The 23,921-nt window shown below is 54.4% G+C and carries 35 protein-coding genes; 2 read left to right on the forward strand and 33 right to left on the reverse strand.

Going from position 1 to position 23,921, the window contains the following annotated elements; all coding sequences use genetic code 11:
* Positions 1-11 precede the first annotated feature (11 nt).
* From trbB to HCH49_RS20530, 24 genes are all read right to left on the reverse strand, one after another.
* The gene (trbB, locus tag HCH49_RS20415) at positions 12-623 is read right to left on the reverse strand and encodes an F-type conjugal transfer protein TrbB (protein WP_176261196.1); all 612 of its coding nucleotides are present in this window, start codon (positions 621-623) and stop codon (positions 12-14) included.
* Positions 613-831 carry a hypothetical protein gene (locus HCH49_RS20420; protein WP_221696964.1) on the reverse strand — a complete coding sequence of 73 codons (219 nt, stop codon included), beginning with the start codon at positions 829-831 and terminating at the stop codon, positions 613-615. Before HCH49_RS20420 ends, trbB begins: the two co-directional genes overlap by 11 nt.
* Positions 828-1,316, reverse strand: coding sequence for a hypothetical protein (locus HCH49_RS20425; protein WP_221696963.1), 489 nt, complete (start codon positions 1,314-1,316; stop codon positions 828-830). Before HCH49_RS20425 ends, HCH49_RS20420 begins: the two co-directional genes overlap by 4 nt.
* A gap of 9 nt (positions 1,317-1,325) precedes the next feature.
* Positions 1,326-2,108, reverse strand: a complete 783-nt coding sequence (traF, locus tag HCH49_RS20430; RefSeq protein WP_032641297.1) for a type-F conjugative transfer system pilin assembly protein TraF — start codon at positions 2,106-2,108, stop codon at positions 1,326-1,328.
* Complete coding sequence (gene traN, locus HCH49_RS20435; RefSeq protein ID WP_221703287.1) at positions 2,105-3,967, reverse strand: type-F conjugative transfer system mating-pair stabilization protein TraN; 1,863 nt, start codon at positions 3,965-3,967, stop codon at positions 2,105-2,107. The genes traF and traN overlap by 4 nt, the downstream gene beginning before the upstream one ends.
* Complete coding sequence (trbC, locus tag HCH49_RS20440) at positions 3,964-4,587, reverse strand: type-F conjugative transfer system pilin assembly protein TrbC (protein WP_143347820.1); 624 nt, start codon at positions 4,585-4,587, stop codon at positions 3,964-3,966. The genes traN and trbC overlap by 4 nt, the downstream gene beginning before the upstream one ends.
* A 10-nt stretch (positions 4,588-4,597) precedes the next feature.
* A complete protein-coding gene (gene traU, locus HCH49_RS20445) occupies positions 4,598-5,596 on the reverse strand; it encodes a conjugal transfer pilus assembly protein TraU (RefSeq protein WP_032641291.1) in 999 nt (332 codons plus the stop codon).
* On the reverse strand, positions 5,593-5,916 hold the full coding sequence (locus HCH49_RS20450; protein WP_032641290.1) for a hypothetical protein: 324 nt from the start codon (positions 5,914-5,916) through the stop codon (positions 5,593-5,595). The genes traU and HCH49_RS20450 overlap by 4 nt, the downstream gene beginning before the upstream one ends.
* Before the next feature lie 55 nt (positions 5,917-5,971).
* Complete coding sequence (locus HCH49_RS20455; RefSeq protein WP_032641288.1) at positions 5,972-6,187, reverse strand: hypothetical protein; 216 nt, start codon at positions 6,185-6,187, stop codon at positions 5,972-5,974.
* Between the two features lie 103 nt (positions 6,188-6,290).
* On the reverse strand, positions 6,291-7,301 hold the full coding sequence (locus tag HCH49_RS20460) for a hypothetical protein (protein WP_221696960.1): 1,011 nt from the start codon (positions 7,299-7,301) through the stop codon (positions 6,291-6,293).
* Positions 7,292-7,570, reverse strand: coding sequence for a hypothetical protein (locus HCH49_RS20465; RefSeq protein ID WP_207120093.1), 279 nt, complete (start codon positions 7,568-7,570; stop codon positions 7,292-7,294). The genes HCH49_RS20460 and HCH49_RS20465 overlap by 10 nt, the downstream gene beginning before the upstream one ends.
* On the reverse strand, positions 7,561-7,953 hold the full coding sequence (locus tag HCH49_RS20470; protein ID WP_221696959.1) for a hypothetical protein: 393 nt from the start codon (positions 7,951-7,953) through the stop codon (positions 7,561-7,563). Before HCH49_RS20470 ends, HCH49_RS20465 begins: the two co-directional genes overlap by 10 nt.
* The gene (gene traW / locus HCH49_RS20475) at positions 7,950-8,606 is read right to left on the reverse strand and encodes a type-F conjugative transfer system protein TraW (RefSeq protein WP_221696957.1); all 657 of its coding nucleotides are present in this window, start codon (positions 8,604-8,606) and stop codon (positions 7,950-7,952) included. The genes HCH49_RS20470 and traW overlap by 4 nt, the downstream gene beginning before the upstream one ends.
* The gene (gene trbI / locus HCH49_RS20480) at positions 8,603-9,016 is read right to left on the reverse strand and encodes a type-F conjugative transfer system protein TrbI (protein WP_221703288.1); all 414 of its coding nucleotides are present in this window, start codon (positions 9,014-9,016) and stop codon (positions 8,603-8,605) included. Before trbI ends, traW begins: the two co-directional genes overlap by 4 nt.
* Positions 9,013-11,622 (reverse strand): type IV secretion system protein TraC, encoded by a 2,610-nt coding sequence (gene traC, locus HCH49_RS20485; protein ID WP_221696956.1) that lies wholly within the window; start codon positions 11,620-11,622, stop codon positions 9,013-9,015. Before traC ends, trbI begins: the two co-directional genes overlap by 4 nt.
* The gene (locus HCH49_RS20490) at positions 11,619-11,873 is read right to left on the reverse strand and encodes a hypothetical protein (protein WP_221696954.1); all 255 of its coding nucleotides are present in this window, start codon (positions 11,871-11,873) and stop codon (positions 11,619-11,621) included. The genes traC and HCH49_RS20490 overlap by 4 nt, the downstream gene beginning before the upstream one ends.
* Positions 11,870-12,424 (reverse strand): type IV conjugative transfer system lipoprotein TraV, encoded by a 555-nt coding sequence (gene traV, locus HCH49_RS20495; protein ID WP_032641275.1) that lies wholly within the window; start codon positions 12,422-12,424, stop codon positions 11,870-11,872. The genes HCH49_RS20490 and traV overlap by 4 nt, the downstream gene beginning before the upstream one ends.
* A gap of 58 nt (positions 12,425-12,482) precedes the next feature.
* Entirely contained in the window at positions 12,483-12,878 is a 396-nt protein-coding gene (locus tag HCH49_RS20500) for a hypothetical protein (protein ID WP_126349209.1), read from the reverse strand.
* 163 nt (positions 12,879-13,041) lie between these two features.
* Positions 13,042-13,509, reverse strand: coding sequence for a hypothetical protein (locus tag HCH49_RS20505; RefSeq protein ID WP_221696953.1), 468 nt, complete (start codon positions 13,507-13,509; stop codon positions 13,042-13,044).
* 419 nt (positions 13,510-13,928) lie between these two features.
* The gene (gene traB, locus HCH49_RS20510) at positions 13,929-15,332 is read right to left on the reverse strand and encodes an F-type conjugal transfer pilus assembly protein TraB (RefSeq protein ID WP_126349218.1); all 1,404 of its coding nucleotides are present in this window, start codon (positions 15,330-15,332) and stop codon (positions 13,929-13,931) included.
* A gap of 2 nt (positions 15,333-15,334) precedes the next feature.
* A complete protein-coding gene (gene traK, locus HCH49_RS20515; RefSeq protein WP_023338038.1) occupies positions 15,335-16,075 on the reverse strand; it encodes a type-F conjugative transfer system secretin TraK in 741 nt (246 codons plus the stop codon).
* Between the two features lie 11 nt (positions 16,076-16,086).
* Positions 16,087-16,668: a TraE/TraK family type IV conjugative transfer system protein gene (locus HCH49_RS20520; protein ID WP_032641264.1), complete on the reverse strand. Its 582-nt coding sequence runs from the start codon at positions 16,666-16,668 to the stop codon at positions 16,087-16,089.
* A gap of 6 nt (positions 16,669-16,674) precedes the next feature.
* Entirely contained in the window at positions 16,675-16,977 is a 303-nt protein-coding gene (traL, locus tag HCH49_RS20525) for a type IV conjugative transfer system protein TraL (RefSeq protein ID WP_032641335.1), read from the reverse strand.
* Between the two features lie 3 nt (positions 16,978-16,980).
* Positions 16,981-17,334 (reverse strand): type IV conjugative transfer system pilin TraA, encoded by a 354-nt coding sequence (locus tag HCH49_RS20530; protein WP_032645467.1) that lies wholly within the window; start codon positions 17,332-17,334, stop codon positions 16,981-16,983.
* A 196-nt stretch (positions 17,335-17,530) separates the two neighbouring features.
* Between HCH49_RS20530 and HCH49_RS20535 the strand changes: the two genes are divergently transcribed.
* Positions 17,531-18,172, forward strand: coding sequence for an Arc family DNA-binding protein (locus HCH49_RS20535; protein WP_126349213.1), 642 nt, complete (start codon positions 17,531-17,533; stop codon positions 18,170-18,172).
* Between the two features lie 32 nt (positions 18,173-18,204).
* On the opposite strand, the gene HCH49_RS20540 is transcribed toward HCH49_RS20535, so the two are convergent.
* Complete coding sequence (locus HCH49_RS20540) at positions 18,205-18,600, reverse strand: conjugal transfer protein (RefSeq protein WP_029403780.1); 396 nt, start codon at positions 18,598-18,600, stop codon at positions 18,205-18,207.
* 572 nt (positions 18,601-19,172) lie between these two features.
* Here HCH49_RS20540 and HCH49_RS20545 point away from each other — a divergent pair.
* Positions 19,173-19,712 (forward strand): lytic transglycosylase domain-containing protein, encoded by a 540-nt coding sequence (locus tag HCH49_RS20545; protein ID WP_063154523.1) that lies wholly within the window; start codon positions 19,173-19,175, stop codon positions 19,710-19,712.
* Between the two features lie 28 nt (positions 19,713-19,740).
* On the opposite strand, the gene HCH49_RS20550 is transcribed toward HCH49_RS20545, so the two are convergent.
* From HCH49_RS20550 to HCH49_RS20580, 8 genes are all read right to left on the reverse strand, one after another.
* Positions 19,741-20,562 (reverse strand): DUF932 domain-containing protein, encoded by an 822-nt coding sequence (locus HCH49_RS20550; RefSeq protein WP_221696951.1) that lies wholly within the window; start codon positions 20,560-20,562, stop codon positions 19,741-19,743.
* A gap of 16 nt (positions 20,563-20,578) precedes the next feature.
* Positions 20,579-20,872, reverse strand: coding sequence for a hypothetical protein (locus HCH49_RS20555; RefSeq protein ID WP_221696950.1), 294 nt, complete (start codon positions 20,870-20,872; stop codon positions 20,579-20,581).
* A gap of 690 nt (positions 20,873-21,562) precedes the next feature.
* Positions 21,563-21,898 carry a hypothetical protein gene (locus tag HCH49_RS20560; protein WP_221696949.1) on the reverse strand — a complete coding sequence of 112 codons (336 nt, stop codon included), beginning with the start codon at positions 21,896-21,898 and terminating at the stop codon, positions 21,563-21,565.
* Positions 21,899-21,941: 43 nt separating this feature from the next.
* The gene (locus HCH49_RS20565; RefSeq protein WP_221696948.1) at positions 21,942-22,733 is read right to left on the reverse strand and encodes an N-6 DNA methylase; all 792 of its coding nucleotides are present in this window, start codon (positions 22,731-22,733) and stop codon (positions 21,942-21,944) included.
* Positions 22,734-22,773: 40 nt separating this feature from the next.
* Entirely contained in the window at positions 22,774-22,974 is a 201-nt protein-coding gene (locus tag HCH49_RS20570; RefSeq protein WP_221696943.1) for a hypothetical protein, read from the reverse strand.
* An 89-nt stretch (positions 22,975-23,063) separates the two neighbouring features.
* Positions 23,064-23,198 carry a hypothetical protein gene (locus HCH49_RS22280; protein WP_260454172.1) on the reverse strand — a complete coding sequence of 45 codons (135 nt, stop codon included), beginning with the start codon at positions 23,196-23,198 and terminating at the stop codon, positions 23,064-23,066.
* Between the two features lie 15 nt (positions 23,199-23,213).
* The gene (locus HCH49_RS20575) at positions 23,214-23,525 is read right to left on the reverse strand and encodes a hypothetical protein (RefSeq protein ID WP_245004248.1); all 312 of its coding nucleotides are present in this window, start codon (positions 23,523-23,525) and stop codon (positions 23,214-23,216) included.
* A 60-nt stretch (positions 23,526-23,585) separates the two neighbouring features.
* Positions 23,586-23,900, reverse strand: a complete 315-nt coding sequence (locus tag HCH49_RS20580) for a hypothetical protein (protein WP_221696972.1) — start codon at positions 23,898-23,900, stop codon at positions 23,586-23,588.
* Positions 23,901-23,921: the final 21 nt, after the last annotated feature.

A 23,921-nucleotide genomic window follows, 5' to 3' on the forward strand; every position in this document is an offset into this window, starting at 1 on the left:
GTCCGTTTGTATTACTGAGGGGTGACCTGCGCGCTTGCCGGCATTGGCGGCAGCATCTTCGGATCGACGTTGTCCATGTCTGCCTGAATCAGGCTGGCCATCCGACTCTCAAGTGCGGGGATGTCCATCACGCCCTGGGTGAGTGGATAGGCTTTCAGGGTGTTGACGTTGACCATAAAGGCCGTCGGTGTCGCAATCGGCAAACCGTTTCCGAAGAAGGTAACAATCTCGTCTGCGATAGGAGAGTTTGGGTCCGTCTTACGTGGGATCATCGGGGTCGGGTAAGATACGTCCCCGCCCCCATCAAGGGTGTACGGGTATACCCTGATGGCATGCTCATCGGCCCAGCCCTTCAGCAGCGGGTCAAACTTAGCGCTGTACTGGCAGTGCGCCTGCATAAAGAGCACCACGGCATAATCTTTCATGTTAGCCCGACGTCCGTCCGGCAGCGCCATCAGGCTGGCTGGCGCGGGTACCGGAATGGTGGAGGCGGTGATGGCTGCAGCATCAGCGGAAGACGCTGTTTTTGTCGCTTCAAGCGCCATTAACTCCTCACGCGCACCGGCGTTCGCCAGCAGGGGCAGGGATAACAGGAGCGCAGTGAGTCCGGTTTTAATGTTCATGATCGGCTTCCTTATGCGCTTGCCCTCTTTCGTAACGGAACCAGCGATACACGGCATACATCACCATGCCAGCCGCCGCGGCCCACATACCATTGCACAGCCATAAGAGCCCCTGCTGCGTATGCTCAACCGACCAGGTCATCAGCTCGCTCAGTACGCGCGCCATCGTGCCCCAGAAAATCAGTCCTGCGAGAATAGCGGGTTTCATTCGTGTGTCTCCTTGTTTTGCCGTGCCAGAACCGAATGCGTGTCTGGTGAAATTTTCTTTCGGGCGGCCAGGTTCAGGCCTTGGAATACAAACCACACTCCAAAGCCAAACATCACCGAGATAATCCAGGTGTTGAGCAACGTTGCATCTGTCGCACGCGCCCACGAATCGCTGTCCACAGGGCCACGCTGACACAACACTTCAGGCGGTGCTTTCGCTAAGGCAGGAGGCACAGGCTTTAATGACTCTCCGGGGTCAGGTGGCGAGAAGCTTCCTGCCTCATTTTCATTAACACACCCCATTACCTTGCCAGCCGGTGCACCGTCAGTCAGGTCATGAAAGGTCGTCAGGAATTGCCTGGAAAGTGAACCGTCTGATGCAGCCAGCATCACAAACACATACAGCGCCAGTGCCGGGCAGAGGACAAATGCATACAGGGCAACCCGCCCTGCATCACGGATGAGGGTGAAAAGTGTTTTTGTCATAAGAATCTCTCAGGAATTGGGTTTAAAGCCGGTGGCCACGTTCAGGAATCGCTTAGACAGGTCATCCTGAGTCATGAAGCCGTATGACAGCGCACGGTAATTCTTGCTCCGGGGGTCAACAAGGTAGAGCGCCGGGAAGTGCGTAATATTCATCGACCGGGACTGCCCCGTATCCGGACGGCTCTGCGGCAGGGAGGCTGCCACCTGGCCATCAACCGATACCGGGATAAGCGAAATCCCGTTGGTTTTCGCAAAGTCCGCCACCACACCCGCCATCTGCACGTCAATCGGGTCACTGCCCCGGTAGAAGTAGAACAGACCGTACTGCTGCGCCAGTTGCTCCACGGCGCTCTGCCGCGTCTGCTGGTCGCGGGTCTGCATAAACGGCGCCATGCTGTTGTAGTGCGGATACTCCAGGTTGTAGTCGAGGTCCGGGTGGCTCAGCTGCGCCGCCGCAAAGGACTGGCTGAACATCGATGCCCGATCGGTCCAGAACTTCTGCCAGCGCAGGAACGTCGCCGTGTTTTCACGTGAGGGGAAGAGGATGGCGCGGTTAAGCGCCTCCTGTGTGTACCCTTTCAGCACCCGGGCCTGTTCCATAGGGGACATTTTGCTGAGATCCGGAATGGCCTGCGGTGCAGGCTGTTGTGGCTTTCTGGGCTGCTCCGGCGGCTTTTTCGGCTCGTTGTACCAGGACCAGCCGGTGAACGGCTCTGCCGGCGTCACAATCTCCTCGGCCATCACCGTATGGCTCGTCAGCGCCATAAGCAGGCCACAGAGGACACGCTTCATTTACCACCTCCCTGCTGATTCACCTGCGCGGCAATGCGCTCCTTAATCTGCTGGACCTGCGTGCTGGTATCGGGGATTTTCTGGTTCTTCATCAAATCCTCGTAGAAGTCAGAGAAGTTGATTTTGTCGAAGTCGATACTCTGCAGCTCCGGGACCGTGATCCCCCGGCAGTTCGGGCTGTCGCCGCTACCGAACTTAACGCCCAGCTGGTCGCGACGCCCCTGCTCCTGAATGATGCGGGCAAGCTTGCCGTCAAAGACGCAGTAGACCTGGCTTTTCTGGATGCAGGCACCCAGCACCTGACGGTCACAGCGCTCGCCGACGCTGACGGTGATTTTCTTCGCCTTCGCCTTCCCTATAGCTTTTTCTTCATCATCACATGCGGCCAGCCCGGCGCTTTGTCCCCAGCCAGAGTCTTTACAGCAGTTAGAGAAACCTGCAAAAGCCTTACGACAGCGCATGGCTTTCCCCGTGAAGGCTTTAACCTCAATGGTACTGCTGGCGTCTTTTGCGTCTTCAGCTGCCGAGGCAAGACCTGCCAGTTTGGCCACAGCCGTATCAAAACCGCTGCTTCCGGCACCATTGGTGTCGTCACACTCGCCTGACTTACAGATGTAGTCGCCGCCGCAAACCAGGCCGCCAGACTGATGCGTGGTCTGACACTGGTAGGTGTAGCTCATATGGGTACACTGCCCGTCGGTCGACTCGGTGCAGGTTGTTCCTGCCGCCGTACAGGACGGATTCGTCATCAGCGTTCCGCAGGTTCCCGTGGAGTCTGACGGTACGACATAGTTATCGGTGTACTCCCAGCAGTCGCTATAAACGTCATAGCTCTGGCCATTGTTAACAATGGTTTTATTTCCGCCCGGAGAGGTGCAGGTTGACGTGGTTTTTTGCGCCTTCGACATATCCAGACCGCAGGAGGAGGACCAGTTAACTTCCGGAACCCACTTCTCTGTTGTCGCGATCATGGTCAATGTTACGGTCATGGTGGCCTCACCACTGTTCAGCCAGTCATAGGTTTTTCTTGCGTAATCTCTGCATCGCCCCTGGTTTCCATTAAGACAGTTTTTATTGAGTATCACACCTTGTGGTGAAGGCTGTCCCTCTGCCAGCACTGCACCTGCAGCACCAGGAAGAACCCACGAGTTGTCTCTTACGGCAACTGACTCTTGATCAACACCCCACCAGGTTAACCTGTAATACATATTCTTATCGTTGAAATGTATGGCCAGCGAAACACTGATAACCGGTCCTGAATAAGGGGAGGTAAACGTGAAATAGACGCGTTTGTCATTGTCATAGGTCCAATTCCACATCGGTTTATCAATTGTGATGGTCTTCTGTTCAGTTGTTTTTTCTACATGCCCGCCCGCCACTGCTGTGCGGGTACAGGCCTCAACTGAGGCCACATCTTTATCGCAGGTGTAATTTTCAAAGGTGGTTTTCGATACCGTGACCTCCTTACACTGGTTCGCGGTCCCGTTTAGCACACCGTCAGCTCCAGCTTCCGCATTTTTACCGATAGTGATGAAAGGTGCGTTCGGGTCGATGGCGGGCGTCGGGTTCGTTTTTCCGGAGTTGATAACCGACTGCGCTGCGTCATTGCCCTGCAGAGCGGCCTGCCCTTTGTTGGCCAGCCCACCGTCACCGCCATCCACGCCGCCGTAATACCCTTTCTCCGGTGGGTTAGCGGTATAGCCTGGTATTGCCCCCGTGACGGTATCCGGATTTTTCAGGGCTCCCGTCCCGGCGGAAGCATTGCCTTTGCCAAAGCTCGCTCCCGCCTCAAAGGCAGGATCAGCTGCGCCAGCCAGAAGCGGAAAAAGCATCAGCACCGTTGAAAGTAGTTTTTTCATTTTCCGGCCTCCAGAAGATGGCGTGCCGTTGCCGCACAATCACCACTTTCAGCTACTTTTTCGAGAGCCTGCTGCAGGGGCAGACTTCCCCTGATTACGTCATAGTGGCCAGTGCAGGTCACCACCAGGGCGGGCACCGTGGTGATGTTGTACTGAGTGAACAACGTTGGATCGATTTGCACGCCAGCGTCCTTGTCCTCCTTACTCAGCTCAAACATTGCCGCCGCGGTCTGTCGCATGTCGTTATTAACCAGGCCGCGCAGCGTTGGCGGAATGTTGTAACGGCGGGCATCCTTCAGCATGGGCAGCAGACCTTCACGTGGAATACCGAGGCTCACAAAGTAAATAGCCGGGAACGTGTCTTTTTCCCCCATCTTGTTGGTCTGGGCTGCGATATCGCCCTGCAGGCGGTTAATCAGGTCCAGTTGCTGCTGCGGTAAGACGGGTGCGGCCGCCGGATGCCCCTGCAGGTCTTCCTTCATCGCTGTCAGCGCATCCTGCTGACCTTTGATCCAGCTATGGTCGGAGACGGAGATATCGGTCTGGGCGCTCGCCAGGGCCAGCGGCGCGAAAGCAATCATGACGCTGATCGTCAGCGCCCGGAGATAAGCGTTTTTCATTGTCATGTCCTTAAAGGAATACGCAGTTACGTTTGCGCCAGAAGAGGTAGCCGAAGTTCTTTTTGGAGGATGGAGAGTTATGCGTTGTGCCCCAGAGCTGCGTGCTGGCCCCGAAGGGATGGCAGTTACCCGGTTCGGGGTACATGTTTACCATCTGGTATCGCCATCGCTCTTTCGGGATGATCGGGGATGGATACTGGTTACATACGGCGACGTCCGCGCCCACGGAGTTCCATACCAGTCCCTCACGATGCATCTTGAAGGCCATTCGTTCTCCGACCAGCAGAGAGGCCTCGAGCGGAGAAAACTCACCGCTGGTAAAGCCTGTTAGCGGGTAGATAGAACCCTGACTACCTGCGCACCAGAACAGCGGCGACAGCGGAAGGCCAGCTGATGATGCAGCTGCGTCAGCAGCACAGGCCCCCTGAGCGATCAGGTTGCCGAACAGCGCTGCCTCGGGGTTAATCAGCATCGAGAGGGTGCTGTCATTCCAGAGAGGATCAACTTCGGAAAGATAGGCAATATCCATGTCGCCGGTCTGCAGACACCCCAGGCTGGTGATGATGTTCAGCCAGAAAATCAGCGGGTATTTGTACCAGTGAACATGGTAGAACGTGCCGGCAGCGGGCCGGTCACTCTGCCCTGCGGTTCCCGTTCCCGTTCGTCCGAGATCGATTTTAAAGCCGCCCATGTTGACCATGACGCCAGGCTCACGGGTTACGTCCACCATCGCCATTGGCTCCCAGAACCCGATGGCCAGACCGATACGATAAAACACACCATATGGACAAATCTGGATCGGCGAAGCCGGGTTGTTGGTATCCTTTTGTGGACCGGCGGCCAGCTGAATATTACCGAGCGTCATCGGAAACAGACACTTCCAGCAGACATCGCTTATCGGGTTAACCCAGCGGCCATCACCCGCGTTGCTGGCTGCGGCCGTTGCCTGAGCTGGCATCCAGGACAGCAGGATCAGCATCACACCGGCAAGCCATGAGAAACGCTTCATTTCACCTCCCGCAGCCACACACAGACCGGGCCGTCCTCAGTGTCATGAATGGAACCGATGAACCAGCCTTCGCCCTGAGGCGCGGAAGGGAGCCAGTCACTGATGTTTTGTTTCCCCTTTTCCCAGTCGGCAATCACCTGGGGAGGCGCGTCGTTTTCCATCCAGCGGGTGGCGCAGGTCAGATTGTGCCGGCGCATCCAGTCGCCAAATTCAGTCTGCGTGGCCTCATCACTGGCGGGTGCAAAATAATGAGGGTGCGTCCAGAAGCCATTGCGGTCACGGGTAACCGTCACCGGCCTGACAGATTCAGGGTGAGTCATGGGGTATCTCCGGGAGTGCCGCAGCCACCGGACGGCGGGAGGGCTTAAAACAGGATTAATAGTTTTTGGTTTTGTCGGCCGCTTTCATGATGAATGCCAGCCGCTGGTCTTTGGACATATCCTCAAGAGCCAGCAAGCCAGCTCTTAACACTATTGAGGGATAATAAAGGGGATTTTCTGCAAGAATGGCCTTAAGCCGTAAAGCCGATTTTTCATCATGACGAACGGCTGTAACATTCTGGCCCTTTTCAGTATCAGGGTCTTTTTTCATGGCGTTACCTGGTCGGGGTTAATCGGAAACCGGGATGACATTCAGGCTGAGGCGGAGCGCAACGCAGTGAGCACCGAACATCCTGAAGGGCAGCGCGGTTGTATCAGGGCGTGTTTTTTGCAGGCGTCACGGTGAAAGCGTAGCCGCTGTCATCTTCGTAGCTTGCTCCTCTGGATTCCCCCTGTTCTATCCTGCGACCAGCTTCATCAATATAGAAGGCAAGTGCAGCCGGGGTATAAAACCTTCCTGCCTGCGCCCGGACAATGAAATGCCGGTATTCTGACATCCCCGCCGGCGGGAATTGTCCTTCGGTGATATCGTCAGGAACATCATTTCCAGACGGTGAACTAAACCAGCCTGGCGCTACCTTTACCTGTCTCTGATAGGCCCCATAACACAGTTCACTGTTAATTACCTTTCCTACAATAGCTTCCGGTGTTTCAGGAAATGAAGGCTGTTTTTTCACTTTTTCAGCCACATCGTTGATAATTCTCACAACATCCCGCGTCAGGACAGACTGTTTTGCACTGACAGTTATGGTGACCTGCTTCAACGGAAAGTTCGTCGGGACGAATTTCGGTACCGGTTTTGTGATGTACCACCCTTCCCGCTCACTGCCCCGGATAAGCAAATTCAGCCACGAGCCGGCGTACCCATCGTTCACTGCCGCATCTTCGCTGTCCTGCATCGCCTGCTCAGTGATTCTCGGTGCCGTATAACACTGGCGCGCCCGGAAAATACGTCGGCTGATTTTTTGCCGGTCTGCCTCTGGCATCGTCACGCGCAGTGATTCTTCACGCGTCAGTTCGTAGCCCGCGTCAGTCAATGCTTTTTCCAGTTCGGCCAGCATCACCTGGTAGTATTCCCGGTTAGCAAAGGCGTGAACCGCGTCAGCATGTCGGGCACCGCCAAATTGCGCCAGAGGGACGGGTATTCCCGGTCTGCTCTCCCACGCCCGTCGTTCACGTCGGGCACATACCACGTACTGAACAACAATCCAGCCAGCGAGTAGCGCAACGACGACCAGAATACCGGTCATGCCCTCGGTATAGCGCAAACAGGTGAGCACTCCCTGCAAGCCCTGAGGGCCGGTGAAGCAGCTGATTAACGCCATGCGTTCATCTCCTCCATTCTGTTGCGGATAAGCCTGACGAGGTACATGGGAAACGCCTCATCACGTTCGTCCGGCGCTATCGGCTGACGCTGGTTCTCCGCGCACCACTGATGCCATGCACCGGCGATCAGCGCCGGTTGCCATGATGCGATTTCAGGGTACAGCTGACAGAGTTGATTCACGGTTTCGTCGCAGCCCCTGGTATCAGCATTGTGGCCTGTCATGTGCTGAGACGCAGGTGGCACAGAGTTATTGTGTATCAGTGACATTCGGCGTTCTCCTGCCCTTCGCCTGCAAACAACCTGTCGAGGCGCTCGGAAAGTGACAGCTTCGGGCCCTTTTTACGTTTCGCGCTGTCCTCGGCCCGCATGTTCTCCAGTAAGAGGTGAATGATGTAGTCCGGGAAACGTTCATCACGCCTGGACGGCTCCCGACTGTCCTGCTGGTTCTGCTCACACCAGTGGAGCCAGGCTTTGGTCACCAGTACCGGATGCCAGGAGTCAATTTCGGGGTACAGCGTCTTCAGTCGTTCTGCTGTTCCCATGCGCGGCGTTATCTCAGCGGGTTTGCGCGGTTTTCTGCCGTAACGTTGATGGGATGTGACCGCCTGACGCATTTCGGGAAACAGGTCACCTAACGTTGTTGCACTCATTTTTTTGCTCCTGATACCGGAATCTCTTCCACTTTCATCACGCGGCCGTCGCGCGAGATCCGCGCGGGGATGTGTTCAAACCCGAATTTACGGGTCAGTACGCCAGACTGGTCGAAGTAGATACGTTCGTTCAGCGCATCACTGGTTTCTTTGATGTTGCCGTTCACCAGGATGACCTTCACGCTGGTCTGGCCGGCGAGCTGCTGTCGGGTCCAGTTCACCTGCTCCTTGTCATCGCCGTCGATAAAAAAGAGCACCTGGCTGAAGGGCACCTTATCCAGAGGATTGACCGTGTCGCCCTTGCGGGCGATCACGTTGCCCTTGCGGGCGATCACGTTGCCCTGCATGTCTGTGATCGTTTCCTTCACGGTAAATGTCGGGTCCCAGGCAAAGCTACGGTATTCCTTCGCTTTCGTGAGCCCTTCCACCGGTGTCGGACGTACCGCATGCTCCTTCACTCTTTCCGTTGCCTCTTTGCGAAGGCGGTCCAGCTCGCCCGTCTGCTCCATTCCCTTCAGGCGATTCTGGATAAACGCCAGCATGTCCTGCTCCGCAGGCTCGAAGACGTTGCCCCAGGTACCGAGATCTTTCGCCCCGCTGCCGGCGGAAAGCATCAGCAGCATCATGGCCGTCAGCTGCAGTCGTTTTTTCACTGGCCCCCCTGGATGCGTCGGGCAATATCAGCACGAATTTCATTCGTGATATCGCGCTGCGGGCTCATCACCGCCGGCTTCACCAGAACGATGGCGTTGTGTGAGGACTGCCATGCATCCAGGCTGCCGGTCAGTGCCGCGTTGAACTGCTGGGTCATCGCTTTAGCCCTGTTTTCATCGAGCTGTAACTGAGCGGACTGCTGCATGAAGAGGTCCACAGTCCCCTTCATGTCGAAGACCACCACCTCCGGGGCGACGGCTTTCGCCGTCACATATGCCACGCCTGTCATAACCAGAAGTCCCGCCAGCCCCAGCATGCTGGCTTTAACCCAGCGGGATGTCTTGCTGGCTATCGTTACACCGTCGCGGACGGTGTCGCCGTTATACGGCTTGTCCTGTTGTTCACTCATGCTGCTTTCACCCACTCTTCAAGTTCGCGAAGTTCACTACCGTATTTTTTCTCCGCCAGCAGATATGCCGCCTCTTCCGCTGTCGCTCCCGCTTCTTTCTGGGCTTTCTGCATGAAAGCGAAGTCCTCGCCACGCGAGCTGAACATGGCACGCGTCACGGGGTCGACGAACAGGCGATGGAAGGAGCTGTATTCACCGGCGTTTATCAGCAGGGAGCTGTAGCCGGTCTGCAGGGCTGGCTGGAAGCCACGGATAACTTCTTTTTCCATGTCCGAGAACTGATCCGGGTTATCGGCAAGGTACTGTTTAAACGCCTTCGCATCCTGCAAGAGGGTGATTTTGGTGGAGCTGTTGTTCCAGGCGGCTTCTGCTTCCTTACTGGCGCTGAAGTCCTTGATGCCCTGGGTGATGGTGATAAACGCCCCACGGTGACGACGCACGGTGCGGTAGCCGGTTTCGATAAACCTTGCCGCGTGTGGGTTGGAGCCACCCAGCAAACGCCAGGCCTCGTCGATGATGCAGACTTTTTTGAGGTCGCGCGGGCTGTGGTACATCTTTTCCTGTATCGCCAGAATGAGCGAGAACAGGATGGACGAGAGCAGCTTCGGCTTGTCTTCCAGGCTCAGCAGCTCCAGCACCGCGAAGCGGGTTTCCCCATCGAGCGTCGGGGTGTCGGCGTTGAAGTATTCTCCGTCAGGCCCCCAGGTGCAGTATGTATCGAGCAGCATGGCCAGCTCAGCGAGACGCGCGATGATGGTCGGCTTGTCTGCAAACGCCTGGTTCACATCCTCATTGGTCAGGTAATTATGAACGTCGTCGATACGGGCTTTGTTTGCCTTCTTCTCCCACGCATCCATTACCGCTTTTTGCAGGATCGCTTCACAGACGCCATCCAGCGGCTGCGTCGGACTGGCGAGTACCGTCAGCAGGCGCACAATCCCTTCCGCAGAATGATTAATGTCCTTAACGTTGGCGAACGGGTTAAAGCGCAGTTTAGAGCCATCGAGATAAACCCCGCCGGCCTGGTGACAGTAGTTCTTGTAGCTGTCCCCCATGTCGATAACCCAGGCGTATCCCCCGGCATTCAGTACGTCACGAAGAATGCCCTGCGTCAGGAATGATTTACCGGCCCCGGACGTGCCAGTGACGGCGATGTTAAAGTTGGTACTGCCGTTCTCTTCACCAAACATGTCGTAGAATGCAACCTGGTTCCGGTAGGTCGGCAATGGCATACCCACGTTGGACAGCTGGCGTTCCGCGACGACCGGCATCAGGCTCACTGCGTTCCATGACTTGGAGCGTAGCGTTGCCCCCGTCATCTTCAGGTCTTCCCACATCCCTTCCTGCATGACGAACGGGAAACTGGCCAGCCAGTTGCGCATCTGCTGGTACTGTATCGTCACCATTTCCAGCTCGTTCTTACGGAACACGTTGACGGCGGCCAGTTCACACTTCTGTGCCTCGGTATTGTTATCCGGGGCGAACAGGGTCAGGTTGAAGTAGGTATTGCAGAGCGCGATTTCATTACTGTGAAGCTGCTCTCGGGTACGCCGCCATTCCTCTGCAGCCTTTTTGGTGTTGGGGAACAGTGCAGCGTAGGCTGAGTTGGCCTTTTTAGACAGGTCCTGGTCTTTACGGAAAGCCTCGCTCTGACTTTTGGTCTGTTCTTCCAGCGCCGTCGTCCAGGTCAGCATAAAGGGACAGGGTATCCCGAGGTCGGGAAAACGCAGGTTCTGCAGATTGTCAGCCCCCTGCCAGAGCGCGAATCGACGCGGATTTTTAGCAAGCTGCATGTTGATGATGCGACATGCAGATGCCGGCAGGCGTGTCCCGCGCGCGTCAATGGTTTCAGGCAGCTCCATCCGGATATGCGATGGATGCACCTTCAGGTCAATCCCGGGATCAACCACCTGGCGGTTGAGCTTCTCATCCTCGTTGTAGTCCCCGGAGGACGTCAGCACCTGTTCCTGACGGTAGTTCATCTGCTCGCGTACCGCAGACAGGAATGCGTGCACATCGGTGTTCATGCTGTCGATGCGCGCGGCTCCCAGTGAGACGCGGATGGTGTTACGTATCTGAATCAGGTCATCCATCACCCGCTGCACCTGGGAAGCGCGCTTAATGGGCTGACCGTAGACAATAAAGATACGGTAGTTACGCAGGTAGAGCGGGTATTCCCGTTCGTTGGCCAGGCCGTGCAGCGCGGAACGCTGCCAGAACGCGCGGGTGATTTTATTGAGATGATCGGCCATCCCCCCTTTCCACATGTCGTTACTCACGCCGCGATCGATGCGTTCCCCGACACACTTGCTGGCAAGCATAATGACGGTCACAGGGGTCTGGCGGGGAAGCTTCTTACGTAGCATGTCATCGAGCGCGGCCATCACCTGCTCGTTCGCGCCAGGAAGCGGGGCGGCCTCCATAATGAAGCCCGCAGAGCCGGCATTTACGAAAATTTCATTCTTGTCGTCGTAATACCGGTACGGCAGCGCAGCGACCAGGGACGGATAATCCCAGGTCTGGGAAAGGTTGTTGCGGGCCGTTGCTGCACCGTCTTCCTCTTTCCCGTTTTTCAGCATATCCATCAGGCTGTCGACAAAACTCATTTTCGGCCCTCCGCAGCGGCCCGGATCAACTCCAGGCGACGCAGCTTCTCTTCGTTCATCTGGCCGGTGTACGGTGCATCACCGGCAGTTTTAATCTGCCAGTCACGTCTCACGCTCAAAACGGCCAGCGTTTCATCGTCGGTATCGACTGACTGTGTGGCGGTGATTTGCGTCGTTCCTTTCCGTGAATGGGCTAACGATTTCGCCAGATATTCGACGCCGTTCCTGCCGGAAATGAAGTGGCTGCTCATTCCCCTCCCTCCCCGATGACGCGGTAGCTTTCATCCCAGTGGGATTTGTTTTTCACGAACTCGACCACAGCCGGCTGATGAAAGTTGTCGTCCGTGTCCACCCAGGGGGCAATCCACAGACGCTGCGTGGCGTCTGGAATACGCTGAACCGGAACGCGGCCCGCCGTGTTAACCGGCACAGGGGCTGCATGACTGGACGTGTCCAGCGGCGTGACCAGCGAACCTGACGATTTCGCCGGCGCAGTGGTCAGGGGGCGTGGTGCGACAGGCTTAGCGGCGGTGGTTCCGGTTGCTGCGGCGGAAACAGGACGGAAGGGATTCACGACCGGTGCTGAATTGCGCAGTGCCGGCAGGGTTTCACCCGCAGGCTTTTTTGCGGTTTTCTCTGCCGTCAGGTCATCCAGACTTTTACCCTGAGCGGCCAGCTTGTTGGCCTCACCGGTAGTCAGGCACTGGTCGGTTGCGGTCTTGTTGCAGTCGAAATCAGAATTGAGACCGGCGCAGCCGGTCAGTGCGCTGCACAGCAGTGCAGCACCCAGTAGTTTTTTCATGGGGTAACTCCGGTTTTGATTTAAGGGGTATTCAGGGAGGGGTAATACTCAATTTCGATTATTTGCAGTTGCACTGAAGCACAGTAAAAACCAGCTGCACAGCAAGGCTGGCAAACACGCCGGCATAAAACATGTCCAGCGACAGAAAGTTCAGGTTCATCTGGATGAAGCCATAAACAATGGCCGCGATCAGCATTCCTCCCCACGGAACGACTGAACCATACATAAAGTACCAGCCATCGCGTTTGTTAAAGAAAACGCAGCTAAAGTATACGAGGAACACGCTTAAGAGCAGGGACACTCGCCAGGGGCCCCAGCCCATATCACCCACGCCTTTAAGATTGAGCACTGCCCACACAGTCAGTTCGATAGTGAATACCAGTGCAGGAGTGAGGATATGGCGATAATCATGCAGGATTTTGAGTAATGGATAGCGTGCCATGTTGGCAGACATAAACACTCCAGTGAAATGAATTACAGGAAGACGTTGATGACATGAGCAAGTGCGCCTATGGTCACCAGGGTGAGTAATACAGTGAGCCCTCCAGTATGGTTGTAAACAGAAACACCGGTCGCTCCGGCAGTTATTACCAGTAGTGAAATGGCTCTGGTACGCTTCATTTCTCTCCGATTTTCTCGTTACCGTCAGTGACTTTATGGAGGAACTTCAGGTCAGGTTTCTTTTCTGGCCAGACGGTCCTGGCTTCCTCACGATGCCAGTTGCTGACAATGCTGGCCGTCAACCCTTCTGTTTCAGCCTGGTGCTTCAGGTGTTCCCAGGCAGAAAGGTTCAGGGGTTCATAATCAGAAAGTAACCTGTCGAATACCTCCTCCCAGCTTTCGTTGTAACGCGAGATAATTCGCTTAAATATCTTCTGACTCAGAAAAAACCAGGCAATCAGGAAACACAGTGCAAACAATGACGGGCGGAACACTGCAACCGTTGTTACCAGTACAACGATGAAGGTTGCAAGCCAAAAGAAAATGTACTTATTTCCTTGCGGAGTGGGCCGGCCTGCCTCCCATTCAGCAACATGCATCCGCATGCTCCTGAGCAGGTTGTTATTACGCACTTCGTCACGCATCCCGTACTCCTTATTTAGTGGTTCTGCAGGCTGAGACTAACGATGTCCGCCGCATTCACGGCACCAGGTGTAGTCAGGGAAAGCACCATCAACAAAACTGCGGCAGTGCGTTTCATTTTCACTCCTTTTTGTCATCGTCTGTCAGTCCCTGGACGGGTTCGGCGGCGTCATATGGCCAGATGGGAGGTCGTATACGAATCAAGCCGGTGGCAAAGAGGAGTGCACCTAAGATGCGAAAAACATATTCCTCCCGTATTCCTTTGATAACGCACGTAATCACACCCACCCACATGAGGACCCACCAAATCGAATACAGCCAGTTAACTGTTATCCTTAATCGACGGTTCACATCATTTGCTTTACGGTCGGGACCGCCTCCCTGTGCGTTTGTTTTATGTACAGACATCTGCATTTCCTCATTAGTTGATGGTGTCACCGAGGCGCAGCTGGCTGGCCTGGCGGAGAACATCATCGGGGTTGATGTTGCCGACTGAGGTGGTACTGGATGCAGTGGTCTGGCTCGCTGGCTGCGGAGTCACTGCGTTCTGCGCGGCGTTGCCGGCTTTCTGTAGTTCCTCTTTCGCTTTCGCGTCCTCGGCGTCCTCGATAGTTTCAAGGCGGAAGCCCTTCTGGAATACAACGGTCACCTGGTTGCCGGCACCAATATCAATTACCGGGTGGTACTGCTCAGCGCGCTTAATCCAGTACTGGCTCAGCGTGTCGGCCGCCTTGCTGGCCCCGCCGCCTATACCCTGCTTAAACACGTCGCCAGCACTGACATCTGCTGTGGCTCCGAGGCCGACGGATGGTGTGGCGGCAGATTTTATACCTTCACCAAAACCTGACAGGAGGCCTGCTGCACCGGCGTAGCCGACAATCATGCCGTTTCGCATGACGGGCTTGCCGCGAATGCCGCCTTTACCCTGGAAGCTGACATGCCCCTGAAACTCCATGTCCACGTGCTTGCCGTTTTTCAGGATGCAGCTGATGGACTGGGTACGGACGTTTCCGCGTTCGCTGGAGATATCGCCCCACATCTCACCCACAATAAAGCAGCCGTCCGCATTGAACTCTTTGTTGTTGGGCATCTGAATGTTGCCCTGCAGGCGGATGGTTACAGGGCTGGTATTCTGCTGCCCGGTGACGCTGGCGTTCGCGTCGGCCCCCTCAATCAGGACGGCATCAGAGAATGAGCCGGAAGGAATCCAGGGTAATTTAGTTGGCTTTTTCTTCAGGCTGTCGTAGCTGAACTTTGTTGTCGACAGGCCACCTGTCATGCGCTGGCCGGAGCCGCCCGGGTAGAACGCTGCGCCCTGCCCCATATTCACACCAGTGGCGGCCGGTGCACCTGTGGGGGTCACATTGTATTCGGGTGGTCGGGCCTGGCCGGCAGCAACGGGACCGGGGAGTGGTGTTCCGTTCTGGCCAGCAGGTGGTGTCTGCTGGCCAGTGGTCTGGTTGCTGCCGGGGGCTTTCGTAAGCTGGTCGTTCAGGCGCTGAATTTCAGCATCCTTTTCAGCCAGCTTTTGCTCGGTGGTGAGCTTGTTCTGCGCGAACTGCTGAGCAAGTGTGGCAAGGTTTTGCTCAAGAGCGGAGGTCTTTGCCTGCTGCTGTGTCAGCGCGGCATCGTTGACCTGCTCGTTAAACGTCGCGGTCACAACGCCGGTCAGGTTTGGTGTTGCAACCGGTGCGGGTTGCTTTTGTTTTTGCTGGTATTGCCCGTACCACATTACGCCGCCTGCTGCGGCTGCGCCGCCAATGATGACGGCGGCCAGGATGGCCAGCTGCTTGCGGCGGGTTTTCAGGTTTTCATTCAGGCTTATGGTCATGGGCGGGCGTCTCCGTCATCTGAAAACACAATCCAGGCATAGCCTTCGCCGCCAGCGTAGAGCTGATTCTGCGACAGCATTACGGCCCGGACGCCCTTGCGCCAGAAATCGCGCTCGCGGAGGCTTCGGGTGATGCTGCCCGGGTTGCTCATCCGGAAGCGAACAACCCGCAGGTGGTTGCCCACAAACTGGCGTTCAGGCGTCAGGCGTACATCACTGGCGGGTGTGTAAGCCGGCATGCGGCTGACCGGGTATTCCCGGTAGTCGTCCGGCACCTGACCATTGACTACAGCGCGGGATAGCGCAACCAGCGTTTTTTCATAGGTTTGCCCTTCTTCCCATGCCTTCGCATCGTCGTTCTTGCGAAGTGGTGGTGACATCGGGGTGAAGCGCAGTGTTTTGCCGTTACCCGGCTGCGGCCTGACGTTCAGGCTCAGCGATGAACCGTGGTCAGTCTGGATAAACAGGGTGAAGTTCTGGCCGACAAGCGGAGACAGGATAAGCGCTCCGTCCTCGGTCTGGCTCTGGTCATACGCACCGGTTGGTCCGCTGATGCTGGTAATGAGTTCTCCGTCTACAACAACCTTGCTCGGGTTGGTGTTGCTGAGGGTGACGTTAAAGGCGGCGTCGTTCTCAAACGGAATGGCTGCGGGTGCGGAAGCGGCCCGGAGGCCGCTGGTAAATAATCCCGCTGCCAGAAACACAGCAGCAGCTGCCGGTGAAATGCGAAATTTCATGGGCAGTCCTGTCAGTTAGTGGAAGATACCGGCTTGAGTTCTTCAAAGCTGTGGAGGTTAATCACACCGTTGTCATAACTCAGTTTCAGTCGGTAGGTTTTTTCCTGGTCTTTCAGTGGCGTGATGATTGCGCCGTTTGTGGTGGAGGATTTCAGTACCCCGCTGTACTGCACGGAGCCATCATCCATGACGCGAATTTCTTTCGTGTCGAACTGGGTGGTGATGCCCGCTTTCTGGATGCGCTCAGTTTCTATGTCCAGGGCTTTCTTGAGTACGTCCCGTTCGGCGGATGGGACAAATCCAAGAATCATTTTCTGGTTATGTTCGATGTTTTCCGGGGTAACGTTGAGTCGCCAGTAAATAAAGGAAGCGGCGAACTGTGTCAGACCGGTCGCATCGACACTTTTAGAATCTGATGCAAATGGGCGGTTAAACGTTAACGGCGTGGTGATGGTTTTCTGGGTTGTGGCGAAATACCATGCCAGTGACCCTGTCAGTACATTCCCTGCGCCCATGAGTAAGGTTAAAGCTGAAAGACCAATAAACGCATAGCGGAGTTGTTTATCGCGCTCTCCTTTAATATTCAGTTTCATGAAAAACTATGCCCTCCAGTGCCGGAAACTTGAATCAGGTATCTGGCGAAAGGTTACTTTGAATAAAAGTGATGGCAGGTGCCAGTAACAGAAATTAAGCAACCAGTATGACCCCTGCCCTTTTTTCAGATATCTGACGATAAACCAGAGGATTCCCGCGATTACACCAAGTTCGAGTGACAAGTTGTTAAGCACCCCCAAAATCAATAGGGGTGCGGTAACAATTAACTCGTCAATCGGTAAGCCTAAATAACGGTCCTGCTGGTTCATTGTTTCCGGGAAGTTATATTTATCTCCTTCCCCATTCATCATTTAGCTCGCGATGCCGAAGGCGACACGGGTAAAGATGATTGCCATAACGATACCGACGAACACCAGTGGTGAGCGGGCCTTAATGTAAATAAACAGGCCCATGATGATTTCGGCGATGTAGAACCATTTAACCAGTGAAGAACCAGAACCGAAGGTTGAATTAACCGTGGTGTTTTGTGAGGAAAGAAGGTCAGTACCAGATGCGAATGCCGGGTGAGTGACCATAAGTGCAATTAAAAAAGCGCCTGCTGACTTTAAGTAAAATTTAGCTTTGCGATTTTCGCGTGCTTTGCGGAATAAAGACGCTACCGCCCATCCCTTACCGACGTTAAGGGCACTGCCTTTGGTTAACATGTTTGTTTTCTCCGAAGTAAACAAAAGTGAATCGCGTAAGTGCTTGTTTACGCGGGCGCAATTGTCCCATGACCCTAAAAAAAAAAAACTGTGACGCATGTCACACTTTTTGGAATCATTCAGATTTATCCGAATATGTAAGTGAGTAGGCTTTGTTGACCAGAAAGTTCGGAAATGGCCTCCGGGATCTATAGCTATGAAAGTTAAAGAGAAAATGTGGGATGGTCGCGGCCGTCCGCGTAAGTTCCAGCCAGGTGAAGCGGTGGAGTGGCGATTGCGTGCTCCGGATAATTTGCTTATGGAGCTGAGAATATGTGCCAGAGCTGGCAACAGGAGTGTGAATGAGGAAATTATTGCCAGGCTTTTATTGTCGCTAAATTATCAGCCGGGTAAGCCAGTCATTAAAACTGCGGAGGGTGAGCGGCTCATAGCGCTAGCGGTAAGATTCGAGGAGTGGCTTGGAAAATTACTTGATAGTGAATCCGCTGAAGTTGTGGCTGAAGTTAAAACCCCACTCAAGCAGGAACAATTGTGGATGTGGCGTGAGGGTGAGCGGATTTTGCTTCCGGGGAAAACAACCGGATATAGCATGCGTATTCCCGAGAATCTTGCTGATGAAATCAGGGCGATGGCGAAGGTGCATAACCGTAGTCTGAATGACGAAATGCTCACCCGCCTGATGAATACGCTGGGTTATTTTACGGAAAGGTTGCTTGACCAGAACGAGGATGCTCAGGCACTTAAAGTTCTCTGTATGGAGTTTGAAGTTTTCCTGAAGGAAAAAATAAGAGAGGTAGAAAAAAGTGACCTCCCCTGGGATGAAAAATCGTCTCAGTGATCGATGCGAGCCGGAGTGTCCGGCTCGCAGATTTATTCTTTTTCGTTGATGAAGTGCCTTGCTTCCGCTTCGTTCTCGGCTGTATTTATGCCGCTAATAATCATATCGAGCGTATCTTCCAGGCTGCCCTCGCCGTCTTTTCCTGTCATTTTTAAATACATTTCAGCGAGTAGTGTTGCAATGAGAACTGTACCTTCACGTGAGCCGGCTGCTTTTCTTATGAGGTCTCTGCGATATCCTTCAATATCAAACTGGTTGCCATCCTCGCCATCGCGCTTATAAACAAGAAGTCCAAGCCTGATTAATTCGTTGCAGGTAGCTGATATGTTTGCTTCTCCAGCATTAGCGCCGTTTTGCAGGTCTTGTTGAACGATATCACGAACTTCGCGTTCAATTTTATCTTTAAGGTAGATGCCGACTCTTCCCATATTTTTTACCTGTTTTAAGTTAGTGTCGGAACCGACACTACATATAGCCTGTTGGTGGATTATCAGATTGCTGCGCAAAGGTGCAATGGATTGATACTGCTGTGAATTTACGCTCTATACAGTAGTACAATCCAGCACCAGGATGTGCGACAGTGTGACACTGTGCGATATATAATTCAATGGAATTAAAGCATATCTACAATTGTACGATACATGTGTGACATACCGACACTAACAGGTATCAGGATTATACGATAGTGTAGTGTCGGTATGTGCGACATTTAACGGTCTTAATCCAACAACGCGCAAAATTCTTACGGGCATCCAACTGAAATTAAAAGAAAAATCTGCAAGACGAAGTCTTGCGTGGGGTGTGATGTTTAAAGGGTTAGTAAAGAGCGGCATGTTAATACCGCCTACTGCTCTGACATGTTTATTTCGGACAGGTGTTAAATCTCCGCAGGAAAGCGCTCACGCGCGTTTGTAGTGAATTTACTTGATTACGACGATCCGCCGGGGTATTTTTTAAAGCGCCTCTCCAGAGCCCGTTTATTTCGCTAAAAGGCCAAGCCATGAAAATATCGTTACTGCCTGCTGCTTTGCTGACTCTTTCACTATCTGCTGGCGCAGCTCCGCAAATGTGCTTTGATCAGGCCGGGAAAGATTACCAAATTGATCCGCTTCTGCTTATGTCAATTTCGATTAAAGAGAGCCATCTGGTACCAGATGCGATAAATGGATCAAACAGGAATGGGACAGAAGATGTCTGTGGGATGCAGGTGAACAGCTCACATTACGGTAAACTTAAAAACTTCAATATTACCCGTGAGCGCCTGCTGAATGATCCATGTATCTGCGTTTATACGGGTGCATGGGTACTGGCGCACAACTTCAGGTCATACGGAAAAAACTGGGACAGCGTGGGGATGTATAATACGGGGCCGAGCAAAAAACTCATTGCGCAGCGCAAGGCCTATGCACAGGATATCAAAAATATATATCGCGTATTACTGGCCAGAAAAAAATTACTTTCTGAACGTCTCGCGCCAGCTGCGGGAAAGGAGCATGAGATAAAAACTACAGAAACAGCATCGCTTAACAGCGGACAGTAAAAAGCCGCTCTGTTGAGCGGCTTCATTTTCAGGCCTTCAGCTTTGCAAACTCCTCAGCCATTTTCCAGAGCACCTGATTTAATTTGATGTCACCATCTATTCCGGTGACTTCCCGCGTTCTGGTCATCTTCCCTTTTTCCGTTCTGCCACGAATTCCCCCACGGATTACATTTTCCTGCACCACGTTAAACGTGGTCCATAAATCCTGGCCTCTGTCGAGCACACGGCGAGGGTTAATAATTTGCTCCGGTGTAATCGGCGCTGGTTTTCCATCGTATTTAAGTTCCAGGGCGGTCGCACCAAAAAGGCGCTGCTCAGGCAAAGTGAGCTGAATGCTTTTCATGAGGTCAATATTTTCATCAACCGCGTCAAATGTTTTCAGCACCGTGTAAGCGCCTTCAATAACCTGCCCGACAATATCTCCTTTGTGAGGCACACGAATTTCACCAAAATCCTTCCATGCAACCAGGCCATTACTGCAAACCTGACGGAACATACCGGGGATCATTTTATAGCTGCTTGAACCATCATGGCTATTCAGCAGAATAATTTCCGGTACTTCTTTTCCGTTAATCTGGTCATGACGGCGCAGGCGAAGCATATGCTTTGTAAAGTCGCGTTTATCCTGGTCACGTGTACGTGACTGAGTTGCATAATATGGCTGAAAACCTTCATCACGTAAGCGATCAAGAATGTTAATGGTCGGGATATACGTATAACGTTCAGAGCGTGAATCGTGTTTATCCGATGAGAACGCGCTCGGAACGATGAGCTGTAATTCATCATTCGTCAGCGGACGGTCTTTGCGGATCGAGGTAGACATACGATAGCGGCTTGCGAAACTGACCATTTTTATTTACTCCTGATTATTTAGTTAAAGATGAAGAAATAACGCGGTGAAAATTATCCAGCGGCATTGCAATTGCCACCGGGCGACCATCTACAAGCCAGACAGAGATATAATCCGGGCATTCGTCATTAATTAACGTCAGCTCAGTGGCATTCTCAGGCGGCGTAAAAATTGCCGGTTGTGGTTCCCCTTCAGATGCTGCCAGGACCCAGCAAAACAGATCCGTGAACTGGGACGTGGTGAGGTTTGAATCACATCTTCCGGTAGATTCTTGAGCGGCGGTTTTGACGTTGACGTTTCGTGTGTGCATCCTGGTTTTCTCCTGTGGTGATGGTTGTCCATCTCCCTGGTGAGTTCTCTCGCGGCAAAGGGCAAAGGAGCAACGGCGAAGGGAGGAAGGAAAGGGGCGGAGACTAAAGTTTTTGCGGCACGCAAAAAGTTTTGGCGGAGTGCATTTCACCCCTTGGATGACGACCCGACGGTGCTACGACAAGCCCTCCGCGTGAGGACGCACGGGGGATGGCCTCACCGGGGGAACAGGATGCACACACCCGACACGTCGGAACGGCGTGGCGCCATTAAAGCGACGGCATCAGCCGGCGCGGTGAAGGCGTTCCGGACGGCACGGCCGGAGAAGCCGCAGCCCCTGACCTTCGCCATCAGACCCTAGCCGTATGGCCCGAAACCCGGAGGGGTTCGGCGGAGCCTGGCGGGTGCGCAGCAGCCGCCCTGGCGGAGTGGGGCTCGACGACCGGACAGCAACGCTGGCCGGGAGCCGAAGGGGGCCATCGCCCTGCCCTGTTTTTCGGTTATGGCCATAACTGAGCTGCAGCTGAGAAAGTTAACCAGCAGGACGCCGGTTATGACCGCCGATGAGGAGAGCATCACTGCAACGGGGAAAGGCAGAGCGCCGGAGGCGCTTTCGCCCTCCCCGTTTCCCCGAAGGGGTAGCGTTTTTTGCGGTTGCCCCGATGATATGCACCGGGGCCAGGATTTCCGCTCAGATCGGTTCTTCGCTGTCACCTCCGTTTTCCTGTTCATAGTGCATCATGGCCATTTTCAGCAGGGCATTAAATCCCTCGATGCCAGCCCCGTCCGGCTCGCACTGTTCGCACAGGTGCAGCAGATTGGCCAGAAAATCCGTGATGACAGTTTGCACGCTTTCGCTTTCCCTGTTCAGCCCGGTTTTACGGGCAAATTTCCAGAGCACATCTGCAGCCAGCGCGGCGTGATCATCGTTGCTGCGGATTTTTATCGGTTCAGCCTGGCCTTGCAGGCGTTCTGCCATCGTCTCCAGCACGGTGGCCGGAACAGCGTTCAGTGTGTTGCTCATCATTTCTCTCTCTCCCTGCGGCAGGTCTGCCCTGCCGCTCTGTCAGTCAGGCGGCCACGGTGGCCAGAAAGTTTTTCATAGCTTCGAAACGGCTGCGGAACTCCAGACGTCCCTTCCAGTCATTCAAGTAATAAACGGGGGTATAACGCACGCGATTTGCTTTCAGGGTCAGCGTGTTACCGGTCACGACTTTCGCAGGGATACCCAGCAGTGACAGCTGGATAAAGGCCATATCAGCCACCATCGGATCGATATCTGTGCAGGTGGCATACAGCTGTTCTGACGGGTTATATCCCGCATCAGTCATCCAGTATGCAAAGGCAATGACCATACCGGCGCTACCACAGGCAGGCTCATCGAGTGTCATCCAACCCTCACGCTTTATCGTCTCCTGAGCGCCGGGCATGAGTAGTCCGGCCATCAGGCGGGAGATGGAGGACGGAGAGAAATACTGCCCCATTTCATCCGCGCCCAGCTCCTGCTCCATATACAGCGCGCCGAGGAAATCATGAGTTTCACCCGCCAGTCCCTCCACCAACAGGCAGAACAGCTGGTTCATGGCGTCTAAATCGGACGGTTCATAACGTTTGCAGATCAGATAGTTACTTTCCATACCCTCTGGCGTGCGCAGCCGAGCCACATCCAGCTGGCTGGCAGCAAGCTGGATAAAGTCGCGGAACACTTCGGAACGGCGCATATGTTTCGCAGTCTGACGGAAGACACTGGCGAACTCTCTACGCGCCTCAGCTGGCGACAACATTCGGGCAGGAGCAGAAGCCCGCGGCAGCGCCTCTGCCTGGTCAGACAGGAACAGGGATTCAAAACTCAGTTGTGACATGGTTTCTCCTTACCGGCCGCCCGCGGGCGGCCGTCTCCTGTTAAGCCAGTCCAAGCGCCGGGTAGACGCTGACAGCCAGACCGCAGTCAGCCTCGGCGGCGTAGCCCGTTTCGGCATTTACCACGGACAGGAACGGCTGCCACTGTGAGAAGCGCAGCGCGGGTACGCGTGCGCGTTTTCCGGCGCGGAGGGCATTTACAAATGCCTTCGCCTGTGCGACAGTTTGCGGGTCAAATTTCACGATCAATCTCCTTACTTTGGTTGTGATTGCCGTATCTCGTTTTGGTAGGCCAGATACGGCGTTGAGAAAGCAGGGGCAACCCTGCTTTTTTAATGCGCGGAATTCAGCGGCGCATCGAGACAGAAACGGGCGATCACGTCGCCAATCAGCTCACGGTGATGGCGGGTGTGCAGGTCATGGCACTCAAAGAAACGCGCGCCGTACCGGACAAAAATTGCGGTCACATCCCCGCCCGTAAACTACATTGATTTGAACGACTCCCCGCCAAACCCCCTGCACCAGTCCACTGGCGGCAGTGTTTCCAGCTGGTCGATATACCGGGCCTCGGTGATTTCCGCCCAGGGACGGCGATAGCCGTCATTCTGCTTTTCCTGTACCTGAGTCGCGGGGATCAGCTCCGCATCCGGATAGAGACGGCGCAGGGATTCCAGCGTTATTGCTTCACGCTGAGTCACCCACTGCCCTTCCAGCTGGGTTGCCCGGTCATAAACGGCGTTATGTGACGGAACGAAAAAGGCCATTGGTGCAGCGGTCGGGGTGTTAACGCTCATGTTTCTGGCTCCTGTTTGATGAGGTTCCGTGCGGCGGCTGCCGCACGGGGTGAACCGGATTTAAATGTCGATACCTGCGCGCTCGATCAGGCGCACAAACTGTTTGAAGTGGTCAGCTTCAGCCACATGGATATGGCGGCACTGTTTATCGACGCCGCTGCTGAGGGCGTAGAAATAGGTGCAGCGCATTGTTTCGGGGCAGCGTCTGCGCAGTTTCTTCAGCTCTGCAAGGCTGCTGAACTCCAGAACGTCCGATTCCTCCTCAGAGTTTTTTTTCGTCTCAGCGACGAGGATCGTGTACGACACGGTTTTTCCCCCTATCTTCCTGGAAGATTCTTGAGCGGCGGTTTTGACGTTGACGTTTCGTGTGTGCATCCTGGTTTTCTCCTGTGGTGA

Source organism: Enterobacter sp. Y17 (assembly GCF_019730495.1).
Lineage (GTDB): Bacteria > Pseudomonadota > Gammaproteobacteria > Enterobacterales > Enterobacteriaceae > Enterobacter > Enterobacter asburiae_B.